Origin of the sequence: Pararhizobium gei (assembly GCF_029223885.1) — a bacterium.
GTDB lineage: Bacteria > Pseudomonadota > Alphaproteobacteria > Rhizobiales > Rhizobiaceae > Pararhizobium > Pararhizobium gei.
Genome location: NZ_CP119410.1, coordinates 75,321 through 99,903 on the forward strand (window position 1 = coordinate 75,321; position 24,583 = coordinate 99,903).

Below are 24,583 nucleotides of genomic sequence, written 5' to 3' on the forward strand. Positions count from 1 at the left end.
GGCGGGCCGGAAAGCCGCCTGTTCTACCTTTAATGTTCGCGCCTCAACACCATGCCCGCATGGTAGAGGACATCATCGATGAAATCACCGTCTGCCGTGAAACCCGTATCGTCGACATAATCGATGTGGTCTCCGGTAATGCGGTAGCTACCCTGGTAAGCGCTTTTCCTCTTTCCACGCGCTTCATCATATCTACCATTAGGTAGAAGCTCATGACGGATGTAACCGTCTTCCGTGACCCACATGCCGACGTAAGGATGTTCGTTCTTGATCACGGTGTTCTCCATGTGTTGATTTTCCGTCGTTGCAACCTCATTCGAAAATGCATGGTGGCTTGCGAGGATCAGGATCGAACCAAGGAGGATCGACGCAGCTATCACTGCGCGTCGTTCATCTCGGCGCATAAGCTTGCTCCGTAGTCATTGCCAGATAATGGAGATCAAGCACGCCGTGGATCATGGTGGGGACGGCATCCACGAACTGTCTCATGTGAGGCGTTTCGAAATGTGCGTCCAGATCCTGCTTGCTGCGCCAGTTCTCGTAGACGCACCAGACGTCAGGCTCGTCGAGCGAACGATGGACATCATAATTGATGCAGCCTGGCTCGCTACGGCTTGGCTCGGCCAGCCGATTGAGCCAATCGCCGAGCACATCGGCGCTTCCCTGCTTTGCTCGCATGAAAGCTATGTTTGTAAGTTTCGTCATGGTTCTCTCCTCATCGTTTTTGAAAGGCAGCCAAATGGCTGTCCATGAGACAAACATGCACGACCTCGGCACGAAGGCGGTAGAACGCTTCTCTGCGCGGCTTGCCCGATTCTATAGGTTCCATAAATGGAGAAGCCGCCCGAAGACGGCTCAGAAGTTCGAGAACCTATTGCCAACTCGTGGCGGGCATCGCCTTCATTTTTTCCACATCCTTCTTCGGCGAAAGGCCAAACATCCGGGCGTATTCGCGCGAAAACTGGGAGGGGCTTTCATATCCAACCGAGAAACCAGCGGATGCGGCATCCAGCGCCTGAGCGATCATCAGTCGCCGTGCCTCCTGCAGTCGCACCTGCTTCTGATATTGAAGGGGGCTCATCGCCGTGACCGTTTTGAAATGCTGATGGAACGACGAAACGCTCATATGGACCTGAGCGGCAACTTCCTCAATCTTCAAGGCCCGATCGTACTGGGTCTTGATGATCGCGATGGCCTTGTTGATCTGACTAAGCTTGCTCTCGGCCATTGCGATCTGACGGAGACGGTCGCCCTGCTCGCCAAGGAGCAGCCTGTAAAGGATCTCGCGCTCTGCAAGCGGCGCCAGAACGGCCCGGTCGCTTTCACGTCCGCTTTCCAGCAGCTCTGCAAGCCTGACGACCGCGTCAAGAAGTTGCGCTGGCACGTCACTGACCGCGATCCCTCGCTGGGGCTCCTCGTTTCGAAGCCCACCGGGCACGGCCGCGGTGATGACGTCTGCAATGGCGGCGGGTTGAAGATCGAGTCGCAAGCAGAGGTACGGGATTTCAGGCGAAGCCTCAAGAATTTGACCGGCGATAGGAAGATCGACACTGACGATGAGAAATTTCATTGGCTCATATAGATAAGCCTGATCGGCCAGCGTGGTTTGCTTGCGGCCTTGCGCGACGAAACAAACCGCCGGCTTGTGCAAGATTGGAACCGCCTCTGTCGGCGTGACTGAACGTAAGATATGGACCCGCGGGACATCTGTCTCAGTGACACCGTCGTTTCGGCAGTTGTCGGCCAGAATGCGCGCGAGACGTTCGATCATCTATGTTCCTAAAATCGTTTGATAATGTCACACAAAAATAGCCGCGAAATTCGCGGCTATCAATCTATTTCATCCTAACTTGATTTCCCAGGATGAGCGCCGATTACCGGCTGTTCTGCGAGTTGGGGAACTCTTAGCCCGACGCGGCACTTCCGTTCCCAATCGCGGATCCCCGACGAGCAGGCCCAGGCGCGAAACGCCGAGATCTGCCAGATGCTCGTCGGGGAGGCGGTCAAGCTCCTTCTTCAACCTTTTTATGCGGTAGGACCGGACTATATTGGCAAAGAATTCCATCTCTTTCTCCTCTCGTGTCGTTTGATGGTTGAGTAATCCCACAAGCTTTGAGAGAGGCGGTATCACGATGCCATAAGGGAATTGCACGATCCTACGAACCTGAACGGCTGTCCCGTCTCAGCAGCGGTTTCAGTCCCTCAGTAGGTTGAGCGCGACCAGTGCCTGCCCGAAATGTTGAAGTGAACCGGAGGCTTTGAAACTGCCAAGGTCGGACGGCGCAAAGCCCAAACGAGCGATCAGATCTGCTACCTTCTTACTGGCCTCTGGAAAGTTTCCCGACAGAAAGAGAACGCGCTTTCCGCTCGCTTTCACCGGATCGGCAGCCAGTACAGCGGCCGGGAGGGTGTTGAACGCTTTCACGAGCTGAGCGCCAGGGAAGAGATCGGAGACGATTTCCGAAGACAGCCGGCCACCAAGTTCACGTGGTTTGAAAGCAGGAAAGTCGATAGCGTTCGTCGCGTCCACGATGGTGTGGCCATCCCAGACCGCTTTTTTGCCAGCGACTTCCGGTACCGCATCATAAGGCACGGCCAGAATAAGAACGTCGGATTGAAGAGCCTGATCGAGTTCGACGGCCTTCACCGTGCTGCCGAACTTGTCGGTGACAGGCTGAAGCGAGCCCGGACCGCGTGTGTTGGCGATAACGGCGTCAACGCCTGCAGCATGGAAGCGTTCAGCAAGTGCAGAGCCGATCGCACCAGAACCGATGATTGCATAGGTAGTCATTGTATTTCTCCTTGATTAGATGGGGTTTCAGTTGAAGTTGTCGGGGAGGGGAATGAACTCGTCGTCGCCCGGCACGCCGGGGAATTGTCGTTCGCGCCACTGGTCGGCAGCATGGCGAATGCGCTCCTGATCCGTGGCCACGAAATTCCAGCGGATGAACCGCTTTTCAGGAAGCGGCTCGCCTCCGAAGGCAAGAAACCGGGCTGGCTGGTTCGCCTTTACAACGATCTCCGCGCCCGGCTTGAACACGATAAGACGATCCGGCCCGTAGGTACCGTCCTGCCCGATGATCTCGATCGCACCGCTGACGACGAAGATCGCTCGCTCGATATGCTCCCCGTCAATCCTGTAGCGTGCTCCAGCCTGAAGCTGGATCTCTGCGGAGAAGAGGTCAGAGAAGGTGCTGGCAGGTGAGCGCCGTCCGTGCAGGGTGCCGGCGAGAAGCTTCATATCGATGCCCTCACCATTGATCGTTGGCAGTTCATGGGCGCCGAGGTGCTGAAAAAGCGGTGCAGTCTCTTCCGATTGCTTGGGAAGAGCGATCCAGCTCTGCAGGCCCGTGAGCTTGCCCCCATCCTTGCGGATATGTTCCGGGGTCCGCTCGGAGTGAACAATGCCGGAACCGGCGACCATCAGATTGACTTCCCCGGGGCTGATCGACTGTACGTAGCTCTCGCTGTCACGATGCAGCAACTCACCTTCGAGAAGGTAGGTGAGTGTTGAGAGACCGATATGCGGGTGGGGGCGGGTATCAATCCCCTCGCCAGCACCGAACCGCACTGGCCCGAAACTGTCGAGGAATATGAAGGGCCCGACCATCTGGCGCATGGCCGCAGGCAGCGCCCGGCGAACGGAGAAGCCTCCGAGGTCACGGGTCGAGGGCAGGATAACCTGCTCGATGTCAGCGTTAGACAAATAGGACATTGTCAGCTCCAGCGGTTGAATTCGATGGATTGAAGGTAGGCCCCCTAGACGTTTCGGAAAACTCAGATAATTTCGGCGAAAATGATCGAGGAATTAGAAATGTCAGACCCCGGCCAGCCGACGCTGGATCAGCTTAAAGTCTTCATCACCGTTGTTGAGACGGGGAGCTTCGCGGCGGCTTCCAGGAAGCTCAACCGTGCGACTTCTGTGATCAGCTACACGATCGCCAACCTCGAAACGCAATTGGGTGTCACGCTCTTCGATCGGCTTTCGACGAAGAAGCCGCAACTGACTTTGGAGGGGAGGACGGTCCTTGCCGAAGCCAAGAGCGTCGCCCATGGCATCGACAATCTTCGGGCTAAAGTAAAAAGCATGCTCCGCGGCGTGGAGCCGGAGGTGCACCTTGCGCTCGACGTCATGCTTCCTGCCGCCCGCGTCATGGACGCTCTGAAAGCGTTTCGAAAAGAATTTCCGAGCGTATCTCTTCGGCTTTACGTCGAAGCCTTGGGCGCGGTAACGCAGATCGTGCTTAACCGAACCGCCGCGATAGGCATCAGTGGCCCACTCGATGTCGAGATCGCGGGCTTGGAACGCATAGGGGTTGGCTTTGTAAAACTTATCCCTGTCGCGTCCCCGGACCACCCTCTTGCTGGCGGGTCGCATCCACCGGGCGCAGCGCGGGGCCATATCCAGCTAGTCCTGACAGACAGATCGCCTCTGACCCAAGGCCACGAGTTTGCTGTCGTCGGAAACCATACCTGGCGGCTCGCCGATCTGGGCGCCAAGCATATGCTGCTCAAGGAGGGTATCGGTTGGGGCAATATGCCAGAGCCGATGGTGAGAGACGACATAGAATCAGGTCGCCTCGTGCAACTGGATCTTCCGGACTGCAAAGGCGGTCCATATCGCCTTCAGGCCGTCTACCGCACCGATACACCGCCAGGACCAGCCGCACGTTTTCTGATCGACCACTTTCAGAGCCAGGACATCGATGATCCGATCGCGGCCGGCTAAACAAATGCAGGATCAGGCAAGGCGCGCATCAACGATCTACCGACCGTTTATTATCATGGATATTCAACACTTGGTCAGTGGCCCGACGGTTCGTATTGGTTCAAGACCAGATAACTTTTCGGGAAGGCATTGGGTCTCGCGGATTTCAAGTGCTAGGCATATTCCGAGAATACCGGTTCGCAATTATCTCCCGGAATCTCTTCACGACCTTTCGAAATCCCAGGTAGCCCGGATGGAGTTCATTTGCCCAGTCCGCCGCCTTTAGTAGGCCTTGTGTTTTTATAAGGTGAAAGTTGTTTCCGGCATCGACCTCTAGTGATTCAAGCATACTCTCAAATTGAAGGAGTGCCTCTTTAACAATCCTGGTTCCATCTTGCAGTGACCAGCCACACAAATCCAGCGACGGCTTCAGCCATGGGCCCGCACAGGAAGGATGCACCCCGTTTGGAATCGCCAAACCATAAGAGTGACCATAGATCGGAACGCCAGGAGCATATCGGTTTCGAAGCTCAAAAAGAGTTGAATAGGACGCCTCGACACTGCCAAGAATCTTCTTAAATCTGTTGATATTTAAACCTTTCGACGTTCCATCGTTGAAGTCCAAAAAGTTGCAAAATTGATCGCCGGCGACATCGTTACCCCCTGCTGAAAACAGAATTGCATCTGGTTTCCCTCCAACCCAGTTTGCTCGGTTCCGAAGAGCGCTAATTGCGCGCTGTTGCTTGGGTAAGGACATTGCGTCGGTCGATGCATCACCGCGGTGTGCGAGATTTAGAATCTTAAATGGCATGGCGCCGTATTGTTCAAGTTGGGCGACAATATCCGTTTTTTGTAGCACCGGACCATTATTAAGTAGCGGATAATCGAACCACGAGTCGCCGAGTGCAAGGAGTATTAGAGGCCGCTTAGGCGTGATAGCAGATGGTAAGGTTTGCCTTGCTTCATGTGCAGCTGAATAATTTGACACGATCGACTGATGGAGGCGCGTCCTTTCTGCCAGTTCAAACTCTATGGTGCTGTTCAGTCTTGCGGGCGTTAAGCCTAGCTCTTGCAAAGCGGCCTCCTTCTCGTAATTTTCAAATATAGCCATATCTGATACCAATGCCCGATGAAATCGACTCACGGGATTCCGTTTTCGAGCAAATCAGGATTCAACATGGCGGAAGGAGATTTCGCCATGGGAACGGCCCTCAATATCCGTCAGGATTACACTGCTTGTGACCTGCGTCAGCTTGCCAGAAAGAGCCTGGACGCTAACTGGTCCCGCCGATTGCTTGCTTTATCAGTGATTTACGAAGGCGGTTCTCGGAGCCAGGCCGCCTCTATTGGCGGGGTCGGTTTGCAGATCATCCGCGATTGGGTCGAGCGCTTCAACCGAGACGGTCCAGACGGCCTGAAGAGTGGAAAGGCCAAGGGCCGTGAGCCGTTGCTGAACGACAAGCAGCGCAAGGCGCTCGTCGAGGCGGTAGAAAAAGGCCCCGTTCCCTATCTTGATGGCGTGGTGCGCTGGAGGCTCGTCGATCTTGTGCAATGGCTTTGGCAGGAACACCGTATCTCGGTGAGCCGTCAGACGCTTGGGCGCGAACTGCATGCGATGGGCTATCGCAAACTCACGGCCCGGCCAACGCATCATGCGCAAGATAGCCAGGCGATTGAGGAATTTAAAAAAACTTCCCCGCCGCTGTGGCAGAAATTGCTGCCGGAGCAGCCCGAGGAAAGCGAGTAGAGATTTGGTTCCAGGACGAGGCCCGGATCGGACAGAAGAACAAGATAACGCGCCGCTGGGCCAGGCGCGGAACGCGGCCTTCAGCACCGCATGATCAACGCACTAGGTCGGCCTACATCTTCGGGGCGATTTGTCCGAAGCTCGGCAAAGCGGCGGCTCTTGTTATGCCGTGGTGCGACACCCACGCGATGACACAGCATCTTGCCGAAATCTCCCGCCATGTCGACGAGAACGCGCACGCCATCCTCATCATGGATCAGGCGGGCTGGCACATGTCCAACAACCTCGTTGTGCCCGGAAACATCAGCATTCTGCCGCTGCCGCCGAAATCCCCGGAACTGAACCCGGTTGAAAACCTCTGGCAGTTCATGCGCCAGAACTGGCTCTCAAACCGGGTCTTCAAATCATACGACGACATCGTCGACCATTGCTGCGACGCTTGGCGGAGACTCGAAAACCAGCCTTGGCGCATCATGTCCGTCGGTCACCGCAAATGGGCGCATGAATTCTAATCATTGAGCGTTGGTATTACAAGATAATTTCTTCCACATATGCATGTATTGTCTGCTGTGTTTCGGATCCATTTCACTCGGCCTTGTAAAAAAAGCAGCTCATGTGCCGAGAAGCGGAATCGGCTAAAACTCAACGTCAAGCGCCGGAAAACTCGCGTTTGCCGGTGGTGATTTGTCACCACATTCGGCGTCGTCAATGACTGCCCCTCCGTTGTCACTGAAGATTTCGGCCTCGTGATCGTTCCAGACAACGACCGCTTCGGGGGTCATTCCCGAAAAATCCGCATCAGGTCCGGCCGTCGCTTTATCGCTCTTTCCATCCCACCAGAACAGTTTCGGAGCGGGAACGCCACCGTCTGGTTCGGAGCCGGCGACAATCAGATAACGGTCTCCAACACGCGCAATATCCCGGATTCCCCGTCCCGTTGCGCCGGTCCCGTCGGACAGGCCGAGTTTGACGATCCGAGAGACTCTCGCTCGCCTATCCTTTGCGTTCGAAGCGATGAGTTCTGCGGGATTTCCGATCTCCACCAAGATTGCCTCGTCGGCTTGCTCGGTTCTCGGACCTCTGAGACCGATAAGCAGATGTCCGTCCGGGGTGTCGGTCATACCCTCAATATTGAAGCGCACCTTCAAATTTGCCTCGGTCTCATTCAGCGCGAGAGCCAAGTCTTGGCGCAGATTGCGATACACCTTGCCCTCGCTAGAGAGTGTCCCATCAGATTTGATCCGGGTTGCGAAGAGGAGCTTTCTTTTTTTCTTGTCCTCGCCGTCTTTGTTCAGGGAGTGGGAGGTGGTCCAGTAGATGATATCATCGATCCTGGCCGCAGCTTCGATATCCGTTGCGTCGTCACCTAGGTCGTATCGCGAAACGGGCTGAGGCTGCCCGCGTTGATAGATCAAAATTGTCTCGTAGTCGTCGCTGGCGATTGCAACATGAGACTGATCCACCAGAGTCGCAGCAGAGGCCTCGCAGATCTTGTTGTAGTTTCGGCTACTTGCTGCGGCAGGCATGGCCAGACCGCACGATATCAGCATACCAAGAAACATTCGCTCGTAAAATTCCATGCCACTCTCCGGTTAAGTATCGCGGCCGATGCCACGATGCCAGAAGTAAAATGCCAGCTCGGGCAAGGCCGAATAGTGCCAATTCGCACGGCCATGGTTGTTTTCGTGTGCAAATTTAGGGGGACTTCCAATGTAGCAAGAACGACCCTTGTTTCATCTGATCGATAATCTTCGTTGAATACTGGCGGTCTAACGCAGGGCATCCTTCGCTGCGGCCGATCCGGCCGTACTTTTTCGCGAACGCCTCCGAAACGTAATCTGCTCCGTGCATCACAATATAGCGCGAACGAGCACGGGAATTCGTTTCTTCCAGGCCATCGAGACAAAGCGAATAGCCATTCTTGGTTGATTGATAGGTTTCCGCACAACGATAAATGCCGAGAGAGGAAGCATTGGAATCTTCGACATTCGAAAAGACGTTTGCGTATCCATCGTCAGTCGGCCCTTCAGATCCTTTGCCGTGGGCGCAAAGATAGGATTTTGTGTCACGCTCGGCCAAGTCCAAGACAAAAAGCCTCGGTTTACTCGAATGGAGATCGAAATTAACGATGCCCCAATAGCGGGGACGACTTTGTGGGTAGCGTTCGTTGCGAAGCGCGATTAGCCTCTCGATTGCGAACTCGAGATGATGCCTGGCGCCGAGTTCTCGAAGAAGCGCCTCGTCCTCACCATCTGCCATCTCTTCCAGCGATAGAGGAGTGAACGCATTGTCGAAATCAATGGTTGAACTCTGAGCCGTTCCCGATGCAGCAAGCTCTTGACCTTCGTCGTTGTCGGTCAGGCTTTGCATGAGCGCTGTGGCATCTGCCAACGCATTATGAAGATTTTCGATCGCTTTGCCCACACGAGCCTGGGTGTCCGTATCGGCTGAAATTTTCTTTGCCATGCTGTCCTCCGTGCCCGATTTCTACACGGACCAAGCCGCGTGAATATGGTTGGAATGTCCATTATCTCCCGGCCCTAGAACCTGTGTGGCACCGAGAGCGGCGCACTTCCTTCTAAACTCCGTCTGTTCAGGGTGAGCGGAGCAGACATGTCTGCCATTGATGACGTTCACGTCTGCGGTGACCCCGCGGTAATGCCGAGACGCGCGGCTATGTTCGCCACCGCAGAGTTCAGACACGTCGAATGCGAATTCCTCTGCGAGGGAGAGAAGACCCTGCAGCATTCGTGGATCGAGTGCGACCGTGCCGCCTGGTGCCGTTCCATATGAACTACGACTGGCGGAAAGGCCGTTTGCAGTATCCACAATGTTCTGATGAGCTGTTGCATTGTCATCGACACCTGACACGTGAGCGCTTGCAAGCCGGATATTCGGGTTGTTTAGGATTTTCTCCGCAAGAGCCTCGGGACTGGCATCATCGACGCGGCGGCGCGAGGTTTCGGACGCTGACGGAGGTTCCAGTTCGCTCCAGTCAGTGACGATTAACGTGCTCAAGAGAGCATCTTGAACTGAAGGTCCAATATCCGGTTCATGGTCCGTAACGGGAGTGCCGTTCGCAACGATCGGGAGGATCGACAAATCCCAATTCCCGTTCCTGACCTCCCGGCTCAGGTCGTTTGTACGATAGTTGCTTGCCCTGATGACCGGATTAGCATGCAACGACAGCCAAGCATGCCTGACATCCAGATACTGGCGGATCCAGGTTTTCTCTTCTCCGCCGCGGTCGGGTGTTTTTTCAGGAAAACGTTGCCGGAGAAAGCCAAGGATACCGCCGCTATGGATGAAGGAATCATAGATGACGAGGATGGAAAGTGCGCGGTTAAAACCATGATCAGTCGCCCAGCGGAGCGCCGGCTGAAAGTAGCGCTTGTCGAAAAACTGATCCTGAGTTCGGTGCATGACCGGATCCAATCCGGCGGAACGCAATAGCCCCTTGAAGGTGCCGTCATCAACGAGTGGGGTGATACCGATGCGCGTAACGTAGGTGCGCAATGCCGCAGAATACCGCCCGTTGGCCGCCGCATACATGTCGATGAGTTCCCGCAAATTTCCGTACTCGGTCGTCTGCGAACGGCCATAAGTGATCTGCCGGCGCCCGTCAGGTCCGTCGTTGTAGATGCTTATTGCGTCGTACTTGCCATTGACCGTTCCTGTTTCGAACACGTTAATGACGCGTTCGCAAAGTCGTTTTTGGCGATCCGAAAGGACTACCGACGCGACGGCTCTCTCTTCCTGCGCCGATGCACGTGGCGGGTGATCATTGCCTTCGTTATTTGGTTTGCCATCATCCGTTGGCTGGAAGCCGCCGAGCGTATCCACGAGAGCCTTTGCAGTTTCAAGTAAAGTTGTCAGCCGGGCGGAATCTTCGGCTTTTAGAATTGGCTTCACCATCGCCATCTCCCTGGTCCGACCTTTCGCGGCCCGGACACTTTTTGAACGAAACTGGTTTACGAAGTTAGAACCATGCGTAGTCCACGGGTATCGCCACGATCAAGCTAGCCGGTATTGAGTTTTACATTCCCACCATGCGCCGGTTCACTACGTTCCGACTCAGTGAGGCGCGAGATACACGAATTAGAGAAAAGATGGATTTTGAACCGCGGAGCGCTATCGGGCGCCAAGCGGTTATTCACGCAGGGGAACGATACACTTTATCCGATCGTAGTTCATTTCCCTCTCTTTTGACGGGCGAAGTAAACATCAGCTTCTCGTTGCAGTCAATATCGTCCCGCCTCGCCAAATGGGACTGGCGGGGTGCGTTTGTAAAAACCCCTATCTCAAATACAGCACCACCCCCAATGATGTTGACTCCACTTCGCGTTGCATGGACAGTTATGCCGTCCGAGGGTTCGGACGAACTTGTAGCGGGTGGTGAAAAGGCTTGTTGGCAAGATCCTCGCGGGTCATTGTCGAGCGGTTGTCGCGATAGACAAGGCAAGGGAAGTTGAGCGGGCCAGCCATGTCGCGGCTTTGACCGTCCGCTGGCGGCGCGTAGGCCAGCATCAGCGCCGGTGAGGTCGAAGGGAGTGATCTGGCGTTAGCCGGTTCAAGGTGGAGATGCGATCCAGATCGCCTCCCACCCCAAAATTCGGATAAAGAGTCGAGGCCAACGGAGTCTTGCAGGAGTCCAATACTGATCCGGGCCTGTTGCAAGCTTGTAGCCAACCAGGAAAATTTGCGACGGGCTCCTTACACCTAGTGGTTGACGCCCTGCTGTTTCACTGCTGCCCGATCTTGCCGATTGACAGGCGGGTGCCGGCGCCGGCCAGCAGCGCAAGCACGATGTCCTGCACGCTGCCCCAGGTATTATTCGTCATCCACAGCACCAGCACACCCGCGCTCGCGATACCGGCAAGCGCGATAACGTTGGTGATCCAGTCCCAGGCGCGGAGCGAATGAAGCAGAGTTGTCAGCGGCGCGCCGGCAGCTGGCTGAAGCGCGCCATTCGGCCATTTGACTATCAGACCGCTTTCCGCTGCGAGGATTATCGGCACGTTGATCGCCCCATCGGCACTTTCCAGGCCCAAAAGCACGACAAACCTCTCCGATAGTTTCAAGACGTCGTCCAATGTTCCTTCAACGGGCGGATTTGCGGACTTCAGCGCCCTAACGTCCCGCTGAAGCTTTGCCAGCTCGGCCTTGAGGTCATCCGTCGGTGGTGCCTGCAAAGCTCTGGTAATTTCCCTGTCGAGCTTCTCGAGCACGGCCGAGGCAAAGGCGGCAGGCTTTTTCTCCAGAACCGCGGTGGCACCGTTCAACGCCGTCGCGCGGGTCGCGGTGTGTTTGCCGTCACCGCCGGGCTCGATTGGAACGAATGCGCCATTGCGAAGATCGAGCGCGCTATTCCACTCGGCAGGCGCGTCGGTGCCCAAATAACTCGCTGCCGGCGCCAGCTTGGCGGCTATCAGGTCGTAACGACGCGCTGCCTGGTACAGCAAATCGAAATCGGCAAGTTCGGCGCAGAGTGTCTCCAAGGCGGCGGCAACGGCATCGCGGTTCCATTCGATGGCATCCAGCGTGATGCACAGCCGTTGTGCCAAAAGGCCGAAGGTTTCGGTCGCGTTATTCCTGGGTTCCGTGGGCTGCGTGACTGCAATCAGCATTCCGTCTGCCCGCGTGAGCAGTTCGATCCAGGCTTTGTAGTCCCCGACTTTTGCCGTGGTGTCCACGCCAGCAAGAATCTCGGTATCGAGCGCAGTCAGCTCGGAGACAAGCCGCGTAGCCCGCCTCCTGACCGCCGCCTGTTTCGTCGTGTTCGCTAGCGTTTGCGCAGCGTCACGCAGGCGCGCTGTTTCAATGCGATGGACGGCAATTGGCCGTGCGGTGCGCCAGTCGGTCACCGCGGCACCAAGCAGCACGCCCAGGGCGATGACAATGCCTGCAAGCCATGCTGACGCCCGGACATCGACACTGAGCGTCCGTACTGACTGCCCGCCTCCGTTGCCCGGCACGATCACATTGATCGAGTAGCTGCCAGGGGCAACGCCTGACGGCAGTTGCACAGCGAAGACACAAGATTGGTTAGCGGGCAGGGGGCGGGGGCAACGGTCGTCGCTCACCATTGGCTCTGTCTCAGTGGCCGACTGCACTTTGGCATCGGTGGGGCCGAAAAGCAGCTGCCCGACAATCGGCTGACCGATCTCGACAGGCTCGTTCGATGCGTTGTGCGCGGTCAACTGGATCGGATAGGGCTTCGGGGTGAGGAAGTTGAGAAAGCTCAGATCGGCATGCAGCGGCTTGGGCTCCAACAGCAAGCCGTCCGTGACAGCCGTCATAGTGCGGGTAATTCGCACCGGATAGCGCGAGGTCCCCAACTTTCCCGCAGCCTCAATGAAAATCTCGTAGACGCCGGGTTTGGCAAATTCGCCGCTGACTTCGAAGGTTGCGGTCTCGCCTGACATGAGTTTGAACGTGCCGTCCGACGGGGTCGCAAGCGGGTACTTGATCCACTTGGCGTCGACCTTTTCATGTGTGGTTTCGTTTTGAAACTCCTTACCCACCGTTACAAGGACCTCCGCCTCCTCACCCTTGAGCGTAATCGATGCGCGGCCGTTGACGATCGTGGTCTTCGTCGCCGTGGCCGTATCGCTGGTTGCATTGTTGACCTTCTCCACGCCTGCCGCCGGCCCGGAAATGGCCGCGATCAGTATCGTAAAAAAAAGCAATCCGATTCTGGAACTAAACTTCAAGTTCATCGTCCGATCTCTCCCAAAAGCCACGCCATATGAAATTCCGAACTACAATATTGATAATCTAAAAAGTAAATTATGCCAATAAAGCGTGTATTTTTATTTATAGCTCGATTGATAGTTTGTTGATTTATATTATAAATACGATGGGGTAGATTTTTCTGCAATTTCACGTCACGGCTTCGATAGTCAATAGTAGTGCAGAAATAGAGTACCGATGGCGACCGTCGCGCGGATGCCCTTGAAATAGTCGACCGATATTCTTGCCCGGACTGCATGTGCTCTTGACGTAACGCGATTTATGGTAGTAGATTTCTTTAAAGTCAAGGAGCGGGCCGGACCGGCATGAGAGCTGTCTTACATAGGTCGCAAGAGGGCATATGCGGCGTTTGCCGGTGTGTTGCTATTTCCCAATTTATCGCCCCCATGCTTTGTGAGACGAGGACGGGAGTTCGCCGGAAACGGCCGATCGAGCATGACGATTGTTGATATCCTGGGCATGGTTGAGCTTGCACAAGGACCGGTCGCGGAGGGGCTTGACGTTCGGGTTCGCTTTGAGGACACAACGATGATGGACGGCCCGTCGATCGTGATCGCCGAGACCATGGTGCGGCTGGCGCCAGGCGCAGCGGCGTCCGCTCGGTTCAGGCTGGCTGTGCCCGCCGGCAGACTCGACACACGGCGGCATTATACGCTCTCGGCGCGCGGCAGGCGTGCAGGTTCGTCCGATTTTCGGGACTTCGGCACCGTCCAATCCTATTCATGGCGTGCTGGCGTCGACACTTTGTACCATCTTACGATCGAGACGTTCACGGGCGACCAGCAGAATCCGAGCGAACTTCGGCCTTCTGAATAAGATCACGCGGGTAACCGGGCAGCGCAGTCCATCGGCTGCTGATTTTTGCGACCAGTATCATGCACTAGCAACGAAATTCAGAGGAGGACGGCATGGCTGACGGCGAACAGACTGGCGGGAACGAAATCAAGACCACTTTCATGTTGGTGGGAGACAAGCTGCGCCCGGTACAGTATACGGTGGTGGACGGCCTGGCAGTGGTCGAGGGGTGCATCGTCATCGGCACGCCGGAAGAGGCGGAAGCCAATCTCAAAGCGGTGCAGGATCAGCCGGGCCTGTTGCGCGCCGATGTACAAGCTCAGGGGGTGGCCATAAAGGGCAAGGCCTTTCGCTGGGACAAAGGCAAGCTGATATACGAGATCGATCCTGCGCTACCCCATCCCGAACGTGTCGAGCAGGCGATGGATCACTGGCGCCAAAACACCGCGATCACGTTCGAGAAGCGAGATCCTGCCAACGCCGAGCATAAGAACTATGTACGCTTCGTCCCCGGCACCGGCTGCCGCTCGGCGGTAGGCAGGCGGGGCGGCATGCAGCAACTGGTGCTCGGCCCGGAATGCACTAAGGGCAACGTCATTCACGAGATCGGCCACGCGCTGGGGCTCTTTCACGAGCAGAGCCGTGGCGACCGCGATGCCCATATCCGAATCCGTTTCGACCGCATCCAGGAAGGGATGGAGCATAATTTCACCCAGCATATAGACGACGGCATTGATGTCGAGGCCTATGACTTTGGCTCGATCATGCATTATCCGCTCAATGCGTTCTCGGTCGACGGCAAGCCGACTATCGAGTTGGTTCATGACTTTCCCGGCGTGGTCGGCCAGCGCGAGAAGTTGAGCGAAGGCGATCGTGCCACCATCAAGAAGCTCTACAAATGACGCTGGTTTTCGACCGTACCGCCGATCTCGCGGGGAAACCGCAGACCCATGTCTTTCTCGTCGGCGTCAGCGAATACACGCATCTTCCCGGCATCGACGAGCCGCCGGACGCGGCAAGCTTCGGGCTACAGCGTCTCGCGTCCCCGGCGCTGAGTGCCTGGGAGGTCTGCCGCTGGCTCGCCGCGCATGCCGATACGCTGTATCGGCCACTGGGCTCGATCCGGTTACTGATGTCGCCGGCGCCCGACGAAGTGGCGAAACTCATGCCGATCACCGCGCCAAGGGGCGTGCAGATGACCAATACTCAAGGCGAGCGTATCACCGCGCCCGACGGAACCAATATCAGCGCCGCCAACGTCGAGCAGGCCGACTGGGCTCATTTCGTGACGGAGGCCTGGGCATGGCGGCGCGCTGCCGCGCCTCATCGCGACAGCGTCACCATGTTTTATTATTCCGGCCATGGGCTCGAACGTTCCGGCGATACGCTCATCACCCTTGCTGATTTCACCGATCCGGCGGGCGGTGGCAAGCTGCAGCGCTGCTGCGAGGTGAAGTCTAATTTCGTGCTCGGCATGGCGCCCACCAACGATGAATTCAGCAATATCGCGCGGAGCCAGTTCTATTTCATCGACGCATGCCGTGAACCGTTGCTCGAACCGGTTGCCATCACTGCGAATACCGCTTCGGTGTGGGAGACGATGGCGGGCAAGGACGACCGGACCACGCCGATCTTCCTCGCCACCTATGCGGGCCTGCGCGCCTTGGCCATCCGGGGCCAGGCGACCGATTTCTGTGCCGGCCTGCTCAAGGCGCTGGACACGGGTTCGGACAATTGCGACGTGCAGGACGCGCAGGGACGCTGGCCGGTCGATAGCGTCTCGCTGAGCGCCGCCCTCGAGAACTACTTCGGATGGATGGGCACGGGACAATTCGCGCCGACAACGGGAACCGTGTTCGGACGCCCGAGACTATGCTGGCTGGCCGATCCACCGGTCGTAGACTTCCGCGTCCTGGTGCGCCCGGATGCGGCAATCCCGGCTACTGAAATTCTCCTGACCAATCAGAACACTGGCTTCGAGAAGCGCATCGCCGCATCAACCGCCGACCACCCGTATCCAGTCAATGTGCCAGCCGGCGTCTACAGCCTCCTTCCGACTGCGAGTGGCGCCAAACGCCCCCCCGTTTTTCAGCTCGTCAACCAGCTCATGTTGGAATGGCCGGTCACGATAGGTTGAGCGCCATGGCAAAGAAAAAACTCTTCCTCACGGTGCCGAAGGCCTTCGAGAACGCGCGTGCCCAGGTGTCGATCCTTGCACACGACCTGACAGTCGTGCGCTCAACGACGCTAAGAGAAGCCGCCGGCGGTATAGAGCTGGAGCCTGGTGTCTATGCCGCGCGTGCCGTGCTGGCTGATGGAAATGTTCTCCAGGCCGCTTTCAAACTGTACAAGACCACGAAGCAGGAAGTGGTCGAACTTGTCGCCATGCCAACCTCCCAGTCCGGCTTGCACGCGGTTTCGTCACGTGTGTTCGCGACAAGCAGCGCAGCCCGCAATAGTCTCGCCCTGGAGGGCGTCGCCGCCTCTTATGCGCCGGGATCGAGCGCACTTGTTGAGGCCGATATGACTTCCGAGTCTGTTGCGTCGGTCGAGGCGCCAAGCTTGTCGCTGGTGAACCTCGGACTGGAAGGCGTGGTTTCAGAGAGCGCGGAACCGGTGACGCTGGATCCGGCAGGCAAGGTCCAGATGTCGGCGCAGGCTGGCATCCGATTCGTAAAGGCGCATTATCAGACGGGCGACCTGCTCGTGGCCGTGCCGACCAGCCATGGCGAGTCGGCAACTCTGAGCTTCACGCCGGGCGATCCGGACGTTCATGTCGACCTGGAAGATGACGATGCCGACCTGCTGCTCGCCTATCTAGGCACGCGCCAACTCGAGCAGCTCTCGCAGCTCATCGGCGGCTACTGGGAGAGGTCCCGCGATCTGTTGGAGGGTAAGAGGATACGCCCGGTGGCCGCCGCGGTTGGCGCCTATGTGTCGGTTCTTGTCGGCTCTCCGGACCTCAGCGAGGCGGACTGCCTGTCCGAAGACAACTGGCTAAACAGATGGACCAACAACCTTTTCAAGGACTTTCCCTGGCTGGTGGATGGATTGTGCATCCGAGCAGAGATTCTGGCTCGGCGCGGGGAGCATGAAGAGGCGATCAGGCTGTTCTGCATGTTGTCGGAACGTGGTTTGCCGATGTTCACCTTTGGCTTCCGTTTCGCGATCGATCGCCTCGGTGGCTATCGCAACGCTGCCGAGAAAGGACTGCTTCGACAAGACCATCTGGCATCGATCGAAGCCGTGTTGACGCCGTTGAAGCGGCTCGCGGCCACGGTCGATTTTCGCAGGCCGGTGTTGAGTTTCTGGCACGCGGCTCCCACTCATCAGCGGGAAGAGGAGCGGCAACTGCCTGTCCCGTCCATCCGCACGACAGCAACCACAGCGGTGATATCACAAATCACGAGGAGCCAACCAATGGACGAGGCAGTCGAGCGGCAGCGCCGGAAGAATGCGCGAACCACACGTAACGAGGAATTCGTGCAGCGCCTGTTTGCCAGGCATCCAGATGCCAGCGCCCACTATAAAGCCGAACTGGAATCCGCGTCTTTGGAGAGCGATGTAGCGCTTGAGTCGGTCGCCTCCGCCGCGCCCGCGACGACCGGGCGCGAGCTCATGCTGGAGACGATCGTACGCAAGGAGCGCCCGGTACTGTTCGTCAGGGACGACTGGCTGGACATCGAGAACGTCACGACATTTGGTCTTGAAGCGGAAGAACTGGTACGCGACCTCAACGCGCGGCGCAATATACTGAAGCCGCTGATGCCGCTGGTCGGGCGCATTGACGTCACTTCCTTTCCGGGTGCCGAATTCCTGGGTACCGCCTGGTTTGTCGATGTCGATATCGTCGTCACTAACCGCCACGTTGCCGAGTTGATTGCCCGCTGGGACGGACGTCGTTACGCCTTCAGCCGCGGGATCGGAGGAACGATTACCGCCTCGGTCAACACGCTGCACGAATTCGATGACCTTGCGGGCGACGCCGCGCGCAGTTTCGCTGTCGAGGAGGTGCTCTACATCGAGCGCGATCCGGCGGTCGATATTGCCTTCCTCAAAGTGCGCCGGCGCACCGATGGCGCGCGTCTCGACCGAATTACGATCGCATCGTCCGACGCCGAACCCGACACATCCGTGGTCACCGTCGGCTATCCAGCGCGCGCATCCAAGCGCGTCATCCCGGACCAGGACCTGATGGAACAACTCTATCGCGGACGCTTCGACATCAAACGCGCGGCGCCGGGCCTCGCAATGCCGCGCGACGGTGCGTCCTGGCGTCACGATTGCACCACGCTCGGCGGCGCCTCGGGTTCACCGGTGTTCGATCCGCGCACCGGCACCGCCGTCGGTTTGCATTTTGCAGGACTCTATGAAGAGGCAAACTTCGCGGTGCCGGCAACGATTTTGCGCGATTATGTCACCAAGCGGCGCTGGACAAAGCCGCCTGAGATCGAAACGACGCAACCGGCCAAGCCTGCGGCATCGCTGCAGACGCTGACTCCCGTCTCTCCGGTTCAGGCCACCACTCCCGGTGGGCTAACGGTAGGCTCAACGGGCGGCTCTGTAAGCGTGACAATCCCGCTCACCATCAACTTCAGCCTCGGCCAGCCCATGGCGAACGTTACCGTGGCTGCCATGCCGGCGGTCAGTGTCGGGCCGACTGATGACGGCGGCGCAACGATGGACGCGGAATCCGCTGTCAAGGCATTTTGGGCCGCGCGACCGGAGGGTGTGATCGCTGCGCGCGTGGGATTCCGCAGTGTCGGCGGGGCGATTGGCGAGCAGCCCTATATCGCGGCGGCAGCGCCTGCCGATCGGTTGGCCGACGTTGCGGATCGCGGACCCGTGCGCTTTGCCGGCTATGAGGTGCGCTATGAGCCGGCCAATGCCACCGAGATCATCGATGGCATGGCACTCACGGAGTCAGTCGACGCGATTTCCTATGACGACAGTGCGCGCACAGGAGCGGCCTTCTCGTTCGACCAGGTTGATGAGGAGATGACGGTCAGGGCACATGTCGGGCCGGAATATTCCTGGGATGAGCTCAAGGCTTTCCTGTCGGATGGCCGTGGTGGCGATCTCGTTTCGGCAATCTACGAATTCCACGCCCCGCAGATTAAGGATGTCCTCGAGGCCAGGCTGGTTGCCGGAGCCTCGCTGACGCTGGTTTGTGACAATGTCACCTATTCGCCGGTTAAGAACCCGAAGGAGGAGTTCGAGCGGATCGAAGTATTTAATGACTGGAACAATCGGTTCCGGCGGCGGTTCCAGCGGATGGTTCCGCCGGAGGGACGCAATGGCCTGATCTCGGACGCGTACCACATCAAGGTCACGGTGAAGCAGGACGACAGCTTCTGGCTCTCATCGGGAAACTGGAAGGCGGGCTCGAGCCAACCGGTGATCAGTGACGCGCAGCGTGATAACGCCGCCAGAGTCGATCTGCCTGGAAACCGCGAGTGGCACGTGGTGATCGACAATGCCACTCTGGCCGACCGCTTCCGCAGCCATATCCTGCAGGATTTCCAGCGCTCGAAGGATCTGGGCGGATCCGAGCAGCCGCGCCAGCGCGAGGCATCGGACGCGTTTATCGAAGTAGCGCTCGACCAGCAGATCCTGGAAGAGCGACCGCCAGCGAGCCGCCTGCTCAAGCCCAAGACATTCTCCGGCCGCGTACGGGCGAAGCCGCTGCTTACCCCCGACCAGGAAGGTGCGGTCTATTCCGAGGCCGTGCTGGAACTGATCGGCTCGGCGACCGACAACCTGCTTTTCCAAATCCCCTACATCTCCATGCCGTCCAATCCTGATGCGGATCGTGGCTTCATCGACACGCTGCTCCAGGCTCTGACGGACAAGCTGTTGACGTTGCGCGATGCCAGGCTGATCCTGCGCTCGGGCGGATCTAAATTCTCCGCCCCCACCCACGCCGCATGGTTCTTCAAGTCGAAAGGCGTCGATATCGACAATCGGGTAAGGCAGATCGAGAACCATCATACCAAGGGCATGATCGTCGATGGCAAACGTGTGCTGATCGGCAGTCATAACTGGAGCAAGCCCGGCGTGACTCTCAACCGCGACGCCTCGCTGCTGTTCGACAATACGCCTATCGCCAGCTACTTCGCCGAGGCTTTCGAGATCGACTGGCAGCGTGGCAGTCGCATCCGTCCGCGCGAATTCCGGCGGGAATCGATCCTGGAGGCAGCAGCAGGTGCCACGCCCCCGGGCCTCATGCGGGTATCGCTTTCCGCGTTGCTCAAAGATGAGGACTAGATATGGTTGGTGTCGTTGCCGTGGGCGTATCCTTCTTAACATCGCGCGGACCACCGTCAACCAACGACGGCCTTACGACTACAGGTCGATCATGCACTCGACTTCGACCTTCTTCTCCATGAATAACGAGTCAACGATTGAGCCACTTTTGTCGAGCGCGAGCATTGGGCGGACAGGACATTTGAGTGGCAGCGACATCCTGCTCATCAATGCGATCTATCCAAACCAAGCCGCACCATCGTAGTTCGCGAGCGCCGAAAAACAATCATACATCACCTCCAGAAATCCCGAGTGAATATTTACAATTCAACTATTGGGCGTATGTTGATGGTACCGACTATATCCAAGAATGAGCGTTCAGAGTGCTTGGAGCGCTTCAATTCAATCGGGAAACGCTCCTAGCGCCGATCCACTACGGGCTAGCGTTTCGGAGGAGCCTCATGCCGCCGGTAATCAAGGATAACGACTTCGAAGGAGCAGATCACGGGCTTGTATTGCCGGTGCGCCGACTTGTCGATGGCCCGTTCGAGCTTCGCATCGACAATCTCGATCGTGTGGATCCGCCCAGCCCGTACAGGCCCGGTGGCGTGCCGCGCGCCAGCACCTTTACCAAGAATGTTTTGACCCTGCCGGTGGAGGACGGCATGCCAGAACTCAAGGTGGCGTTGAAAATTGCCGGCTTTGATCCCGCGACGACGCCGGTCATATGGCGATTGCAGAGTCTGCACGTGCTCGGCCGCTTCCATCGGAAGGGTGGCACAAAGACCGACCCGCAATATTGGGCCAAGGTCGTGCCGCTCGGCGACGAATGGCGCGGCGAGAGCCGCACTGCCGACTTTACTCTGTTCGCTAAGGATACCCCGCCCGCGGATCACGTCGGCGGCGGCCACGCCATTGTCACCGTGGCCGTGAAACCGCCCGGCGCGACCGGTTGGCTGCAGGATTTCGTCCATTTGCGTATCATTGGCGCCAACCCGGACAGCAAATCAGTCAGGAAACAGATTCGTGCCGCATTGCCTGGCCGCGACCCCAATCTCTGGTCGATGCTGGACGCAATCTTCGCTTGGGAGGCGGGCTACAAGCAGTTCCGGCCCAAGTCCTATTCCGGCGATACTTATATGGGTGTCTCCTTCAAGTGGCCGTCTGACCCGGCTTGGTTTCCGGTGTCGTCCTTCGATTTCGGAGTCGGGCTTTCCCAGTTCACGCATCCCGATCAACTCACGGCTTCGATCGCTTGGGATTGGCGTGACAATATGAGCTCCGGCATCAACATCTTTCTCGATGCATTGCGCGGCTCATACAAAAAAGACATCACCTGGATCGACTGGGCGAAGGCTGGTTGGCAGAGATACAACGGCAGTGCCGATTACGCAAAAAAGCGAGCCGAATCCGACGACGGTAAGCTCGTCTCAACGGCCCTCACACCAGGCGATCTGGCGGTTAAGGCGCTGACCAAGATGCTAGCGCTCGTCAAGGCACCGACCTGGCCAGCGTGGCCTCCCGAGGCCGAGCTTGTGGGCACCAGTGAGGATTTCGAACGCGTCGCGACCGTGTCGCGGTCCGGGGTCAACACGATCGCCGAAGCGGTGACGGCCAAGGTGACCGACCGTGCCGCGCTGCTATGGATGTGGCCGCAGTTGGAGAGCCAAATGCTTGACTTCGACGACCATCTCGCCACGCCCCTATTTCCTGGTCTCAACGCCGAGCAAATCAGCGCAATGCACGCGGAGCTCAGCTCCGACGAGCTGCAGGCGGCGTTGGATCACGCACTTCTGGTCGCGCTACGGCGTTTCGACGGCCCTGTTCTTGAGACCAACGCTGCCGTGATGGAAACGACGCCGTCCTCGGCCAGCACCCTTGCCGAATGGAACAAGCTTTCGACTTTTGTGCGCAACAATATCAATGGCGGCTTTGCCGGCTACCAACAGCTGCGGACCAACCTACTCGGCCAGTTCGGCGGCCTGAACGACCCGGACAAGGCCATCAAGCGGATCAACGCGTATTACGGACAGTTGACCGGTGCCGCTTTTCCCAAATCCGCCAGTGCTGCCCCGGTCCACCCCGAACTCAAGGCCCGGCTCGCCAAGGGCAAGGCGATCGCGAACGCCAAGGGGGCCGCAGCGGCGGTCGCCTCCATCGGCAAGATCGGCGGATTCAATATACGACCAAACGCCAACAACCCGAACAAACTCAGCCTGCACTCGTTTGGCTGGGCGGTCGATATCGACTGGGACATCAACCCCAATGTCAAGAAAACGGCCTTGCCGCTTGCCATCATCAAGGCGGTTACCGGCGTCGACCTTTATGGTGCGGAGAGCATTCTGCTACGCGTGCCCGCACCCTATGACACGATGCTGCCTGCCGCGAGCGTACTATCGAAGGCTAATGCCGATTTCAAGGTCGCATTCGCGACCCAGGCCGGACTTAAGAGTGCGATGAAAGAAACGGTGAAGCGGCTCTGCGCCATCACATTGTCTGCCGCTGACCTGACGGCGGCCGAGGGTTTCGCGACCGCTCAACCGGCCAAGCTGGACCGCATTCGCGATCTGCTCGCCGGACTGGGTGTTGCGGCGGCAACGGCGAAAGCAACAGCCAAGCTCCTCGGCGAGGCAGCCGACCTGTTCCGCCGAGCCGCAAAAGTCACCAAACCTGTCGCCAATGGCCCCAGTGACGCAACGCTCGCGCATTTCGGTTTCTTCAACCATGCACCCGAACTGGTAGCTGCACTCGCCAGCAGCGACGGCGCCGGTCTGCGTTGGCTTGGCGCAGCGAACGGCACCAAGGACTACATGCATTTCGAACTGTTCCCGGCCGACACGCCCGACCTATTTTGAGGGCTCCATTCGGAAAGCTTGGCCCTAAGTGGCGCTATCCTATCGTGACTAGCCCGAGCCTTGGCTTGATGTACGGTGTCCCAGTTCGGGCGAAGCGCTCGCAATCGCGGCGGCTATTTCTTTAAGGAGACATGGACATAAGCACTCTTCTTAAAGAACACCCAGCCGAGCCCGGCATCTATCAGCAGCTGGCCGACCCGCCCTAGCTTGGCGCCGAGCCGCCGCCCTTTACCTAGAGTCCAGCATTGTTCTCGCTTCACCTGAATTTATCGCGTTCTTGAAGTTCAAAGCGCAACTTGGTCTTGTTAGGAAGTGAGGCTACAATAGCCAATGTTCTTCGGGAGGGAAGGTCGTGCGCATCATTTTGCTTGTTTTCGCCTTTTTCGCCGGCCTAATCATAACGACCGTCGAGTGTTTTGCAGCCCAGCAATGTCCCAGTGCAACGCAGTGCCGCGAGATCCCGCCGAATGGCAAGTTGATCCACAAACCCAATAGCGCGGGAAACAGGATTTGGACCAGTCCGTGCGGCCCCAACACTTTCCCAAGCTCAGACGATCAAATCTGCCTCGAGATTGCAGCATGCCCGCAAGCTGGGGCCTTCGGAAAATTCCTTAAGGCCGTATCAGGTCAGTGTAAGCAGAAGCATTTCAACGGTTTCTTTGGTCTCGACGGCATGACGTTTGGTATTCTCGATTGGACGTCTTCGAATATTCCCGGTGTACTGAAGGCGCATGAGGCTCGCTCACCGTCTGAATACCAGCGTCTTTTCGGGACACTGCCAACGAAGAACGGGTGTGTCGATACCGCCTGGGTCTGCAAGGCCAACCGAGAGGCAGCTTTCATGTGCGACAGTGCATTGCGTGACAGCTTCACGTCAGCGCTCGCGACCAGCGATTTTCGGAAAGCCGAAATGGATTACGCCTTGAAGCAATACGAAGAGCGCCTCAAACGCTATGAATCGCTTGGTCTCAAGACGGAATATGGCAATACGGCCATGGCAGTCTTGGCGAATAATCTTAAGCGGACAAATTCGTGCAAGCCCTCGGTATGGAAGGCTGCCTGCAGCAACAAGCCCACGGAGCGCGAGGTCGTCGATTGCATGCTCCAAAAGTATATCAATGGCACGTGCAGGGGCAGCGTCAGAGGTTCGCGCGAACGAGTCAAGGTTATCAAAGCATTGTTCGAGGGCGGGTCAGAGAGCACCGTCATTCACCCGAAAATTTCGGAGGTGGAGAAATGCGTAACCAACTGGAGCCGCTAATCGAATGCTCTCATAGGGCGAGGCCTCGAGGCATGCCAAAGAACTGCTCGGCTGTCCGGTACCACGTCGGACTGATCGAGCATGTTCGAAGACTGCTAGCGGAAACTGACGCTGGGCGCGGCCAGCGGCCGAAGGTAATCGTGGTCCAGTCATCAGGCTAGCCGTCAAATGTGAAAGGGCAGGCTGCGGTTTGAATTGACTAACCGGCACTTGATCAT

At 57.6% G+C, this 24,583-nt stretch carries 19 protein-coding genes; 9 read left to right on the top strand and 10 right to left on the bottom strand.

Features of this window, described 5'->3' with window-relative positions; translation table 11 throughout:
* Window positions 1-29: 29 nt before the first annotated feature.
* The 5 genes from PY308_RS21395 to PY308_RS21415 form a co-directional block, all read right to left on the bottom strand.
* Window positions 30-287: an Atu4866 domain-containing protein gene (locus tag PY308_RS21395; protein WP_275791500.1), complete on the bottom strand. Its 258-nt coding sequence runs from the start codon at window positions 285-287 to the stop codon at window positions 30-32.
* Between the two features lie 103 nt (window positions 288-390).
* Window positions 391-705 carry a putative quinol monooxygenase gene (locus PY308_RS21400; protein WP_112651819.1) on the bottom strand — a complete coding sequence of 105 codons (315 nt, stop codon included), beginning with the start codon at window positions 703-705 and terminating at the stop codon, window positions 391-393.
* Between the two features lie 166 nt (window positions 706-871).
* Window positions 872-1,771 (bottom strand): AraC family transcriptional regulator, encoded by a 900-nt coding sequence (locus tag PY308_RS21405; protein WP_275791438.1) that lies wholly within the window; start codon window positions 1,769-1,771, stop codon window positions 872-874.
* 423 nt (window positions 1,772-2,194) lie between these two features.
* Window positions 2,195-2,791: an NADPH-dependent F420 reductase gene (locus PY308_RS21410; RefSeq protein ID WP_206827473.1), complete on the bottom strand. Its 597-nt coding sequence runs from the start codon at window positions 2,789-2,791 to the stop codon at window positions 2,195-2,197.
* A 27-nt stretch (window positions 2,792-2,818) separates the two neighbouring features.
* On the bottom strand, window positions 2,819-3,715 hold the full coding sequence (locus PY308_RS21415) for a pirin family protein (protein ID WP_275791439.1): 897 nt from the start codon (window positions 3,713-3,715) through the stop codon (window positions 2,819-2,821).
* 99 nt (window positions 3,716-3,814) lie between these two features.
* On the opposite strand from PY308_RS21415, the gene PY308_RS21420 reads away from it, so the two are divergent.
* Window positions 3,815-4,729: a LysR family transcriptional regulator gene (locus PY308_RS21420; protein WP_275791440.1), complete on the top strand. Its 915-nt coding sequence runs from the start codon at window positions 3,815-3,817 to the stop codon at window positions 4,727-4,729.
* Window positions 4,730-4,874: 145 nt separating this feature from the next.
* Here the strand turns inward: PY308_RS21420 and PY308_RS21425 are convergent, their stop codons facing one another.
* Window positions 4,875-5,819 carry an SGNH/GDSL hydrolase family protein gene (locus tag PY308_RS21425; protein WP_275791441.1) on the bottom strand — a complete coding sequence of 315 codons (945 nt, stop codon included), beginning with the start codon at window positions 5,817-5,819 and terminating at the stop codon, window positions 4,875-4,877.
* 18 nt (window positions 5,820-5,837) lie between these two features.
* Between PY308_RS21425 and PY308_RS21430 the strand changes: the two genes are divergently transcribed.
* A protein-coding gene (locus tag PY308_RS21430; RefSeq protein ID WP_434064276.1) for an IS630 family transposase occupies window positions 5,838-6,967 on the top strand; the annotation gives its coding sequence in 2 pieces (ribosomal slippage) (window positions 5,838-6,425 and window positions 6,428-6,967; 1,128 coding nt in all).
* A gap of 123 nt (window positions 6,968-7,090) precedes the next feature.
* Here the strand turns inward: PY308_RS21430 and PY308_RS21435 are convergent.
* From PY308_RS21435 to PY308_RS21450, 4 genes are all read right to left on the bottom strand, one after another.
* A complete protein-coding gene (locus tag PY308_RS21435) occupies window positions 7,091-8,035 on the bottom strand; it encodes a DUF3616 domain-containing protein (RefSeq protein ID WP_275791443.1) in 945 nt (314 codons plus the stop codon).
* 115 nt (window positions 8,036-8,150) lie between these two features.
* The gene (locus PY308_RS21440) at window positions 8,151-8,921 is read right to left on the bottom strand and encodes a murein L,D-transpeptidase catalytic domain family protein (RefSeq protein WP_275791444.1); all 771 of its coding nucleotides are present in this window, start codon (window positions 8,919-8,921) and stop codon (window positions 8,151-8,153) included.
* A gap of 21 nt (window positions 8,922-8,942) precedes the next feature.
* The gene (locus PY308_RS21445; protein WP_275791445.1) at window positions 8,943-10,370 is read right to left on the bottom strand and encodes a chitosanase; all 1,428 of its coding nucleotides are present in this window, start codon (window positions 10,368-10,370) and stop codon (window positions 8,943-8,945) included.
* An 827-nt stretch (window positions 10,371-11,197) separates the two neighbouring features.
* A complete protein-coding gene (locus tag PY308_RS21450) occupies window positions 11,198-13,174 on the bottom strand; it encodes a hypothetical protein (RefSeq protein WP_275791446.1) in 1,977 nt (658 codons plus the stop codon).
* Window positions 13,175-13,643: 469 nt separating this feature from the next.
* Here PY308_RS21450 and PY308_RS21455 point away from each other — a divergent pair, with 469 nt between their 5' ends.
* From PY308_RS21455 to PY308_RS21480, 7 genes are all read left to right on the top strand, one after another.
* Window positions 13,644-14,024 (top strand): YbaY family lipoprotein, encoded by a 381-nt coding sequence (locus tag PY308_RS21455; protein ID WP_275791447.1) that lies wholly within the window; start codon window positions 13,644-13,646, stop codon window positions 14,022-14,024.
* A gap of 92 nt (window positions 14,025-14,116) precedes the next feature.
* On the top strand, window positions 14,117-14,905 hold the full coding sequence (locus PY308_RS21460; RefSeq protein ID WP_275791448.1) for a M12 family metallopeptidase: 789 nt from the start codon (window positions 14,117-14,119) through the stop codon (window positions 14,903-14,905).
* On the top strand, window positions 14,902-16,140 hold the full coding sequence (locus tag PY308_RS21465; protein ID WP_275791449.1) for a hypothetical protein: 1,239 nt from the start codon (window positions 14,902-14,904) through the stop codon (window positions 16,138-16,140). The genes PY308_RS21460 and PY308_RS21465 overlap by 4 nt, the downstream gene beginning before the upstream one ends.
* Before the next feature lie 5 nt (window positions 16,141-16,145).
* On the top strand, window positions 16,146-20,270 hold the full coding sequence (locus PY308_RS21470; RefSeq protein WP_275791450.1) for a trypsin-like peptidase domain-containing protein: 4,125 nt from the start codon (window positions 16,146-16,148) through the stop codon (window positions 20,268-20,270).
* Window positions 20,271-20,361: 91 nt separating this feature from the next.
* Window positions 20,362-20,514, top strand: a complete 153-nt coding sequence (locus PY308_RS23025) for a hypothetical protein (protein WP_350339849.1) — start codon at window positions 20,362-20,364, stop codon at window positions 20,512-20,514.
* A 196-nt stretch (window positions 20,515-20,710) separates the two neighbouring features.
* Entirely contained in the window at window positions 20,711-23,104 is a 2,394-nt protein-coding gene (locus PY308_RS21475) for a hypothetical protein (RefSeq protein ID WP_275791451.1), read from the top strand.
* A 352-nt stretch (window positions 23,105-23,456) separates the two neighbouring features.
* Window positions 23,457-24,365 carry a hypothetical protein gene (locus PY308_RS21480; protein WP_275791452.1) on the top strand — a complete coding sequence of 303 codons (909 nt, stop codon included), beginning with the start codon at window positions 23,457-23,459 and terminating at the stop codon, window positions 24,363-24,365.
* The last annotated feature ends 218 nt before the right edge of the window (window positions 24,366-24,583 follow it).

What these genes read in the sequence shown, in the direction of transcription:
- PY308_RS21415 (WP_275791439.1), bottom strand. Translation starts at nt 3,715, where the DNA reads ATGTCCTATTTGTCTAACGCTGACATCGAGCAGGTTATCCTGCCCTCG.
- PY308_RS21470 (WP_275791450.1), top strand. Translation starts at nt 16,146, where the DNA reads ATGGCAAAGAAAAAACTCTTCCTCACGGTGCCGAAGGCCTTCGAGAAC.
- PY308_RS21420 (WP_275791440.1), top strand. Translation starts at nt 3,815, where the DNA reads ATGTCAGACCCCGGCCAGCCGACGCTGGATCAGCTTAAAGTCTTCATC.
- PY308_RS21395 (WP_275791500.1), bottom strand. Translation starts at nt 287, where the DNA reads ATGGAGAACACCGTGATCAAGAACGAACATCCTTACGTCGGCATGTGG.
- PY308_RS23025 (WP_350339849.1), top strand. Translation starts at nt 20,362, where the DNA reads ATGCACTCGACTTCGACCTTCTTCTCCATGAATAACGAGTCAACGATT.
- PY308_RS21410 (WP_206827473.1), bottom strand. Translation starts at nt 2,791, where the DNA reads ATGACTACCTATGCAATCATCGGTTCTGGTGCGATCGGCTCTGCACTT.
- PY308_RS21405 (WP_275791438.1), bottom strand. Translation starts at nt 1,771, where the DNA reads ATGATCGAACGTCTCGCGCGCATTCTGGCCGACAACTGCCGAAACGAC.
- PY308_RS21440 (WP_275791444.1), bottom strand. Translation starts at nt 8,921, where the DNA reads ATGGCAAAGAAAATTTCAGCCGATACGGACACCCAGGCTCGTGTGGGC.
- PY308_RS21465 (WP_275791449.1), top strand. Translation starts at nt 14,902, where the DNA reads ATGACGCTGGTTTTCGACCGTACCGCCGATCTCGCGGGGAAACCGCAG.
- PY308_RS21455 (WP_275791447.1), top strand. Translation starts at nt 13,644, where the DNA reads ATGACGATTGTTGATATCCTGGGCATGGTTGAGCTTGCACAAGGACCG.
- PY308_RS21435 (WP_275791443.1), bottom strand. Translation starts at nt 8,035, where the DNA reads ATGGAATTTTACGAGCGAATGTTTCTTGGTATGCTGATATCGTGCGGT.
- PY308_RS21450 (WP_275791446.1), bottom strand. Translation starts at nt 13,174, where the DNA reads ATGAACTTGAAGTTTAGTTCCAGAATCGGATTGCTTTTTTTTACGATA.
- PY308_RS21475 (WP_275791451.1), top strand. Translation starts at nt 20,711, where the DNA reads ATGCCGCCGGTAATCAAGGATAACGACTTCGAAGGAGCAGATCACGGG.
- PY308_RS21400 (WP_112651819.1), bottom strand. Translation starts at nt 705, where the DNA reads ATGACGAAACTTACAAACATAGCTTTCATGCGAGCAAAGCAGGGAAGC.
- PY308_RS21425 (WP_275791441.1), bottom strand. Translation starts at nt 5,819, where the DNA reads ATGGCTATATTTGAAAATTACGAGAAGGAGGCCGCTTTGCAAGAGCTA.
- PY308_RS21445 (WP_275791445.1), bottom strand. Translation starts at nt 10,370, where the DNA reads ATGGTGAAGCCAATTCTAAAAGCCGAAGATTCCGCCCGGCTGACAACT.
- PY308_RS21460 (WP_275791448.1), top strand. Translation starts at nt 14,117, where the DNA reads ATGGCTGACGGCGAACAGACTGGCGGGAACGAAATCAAGACCACTTTC.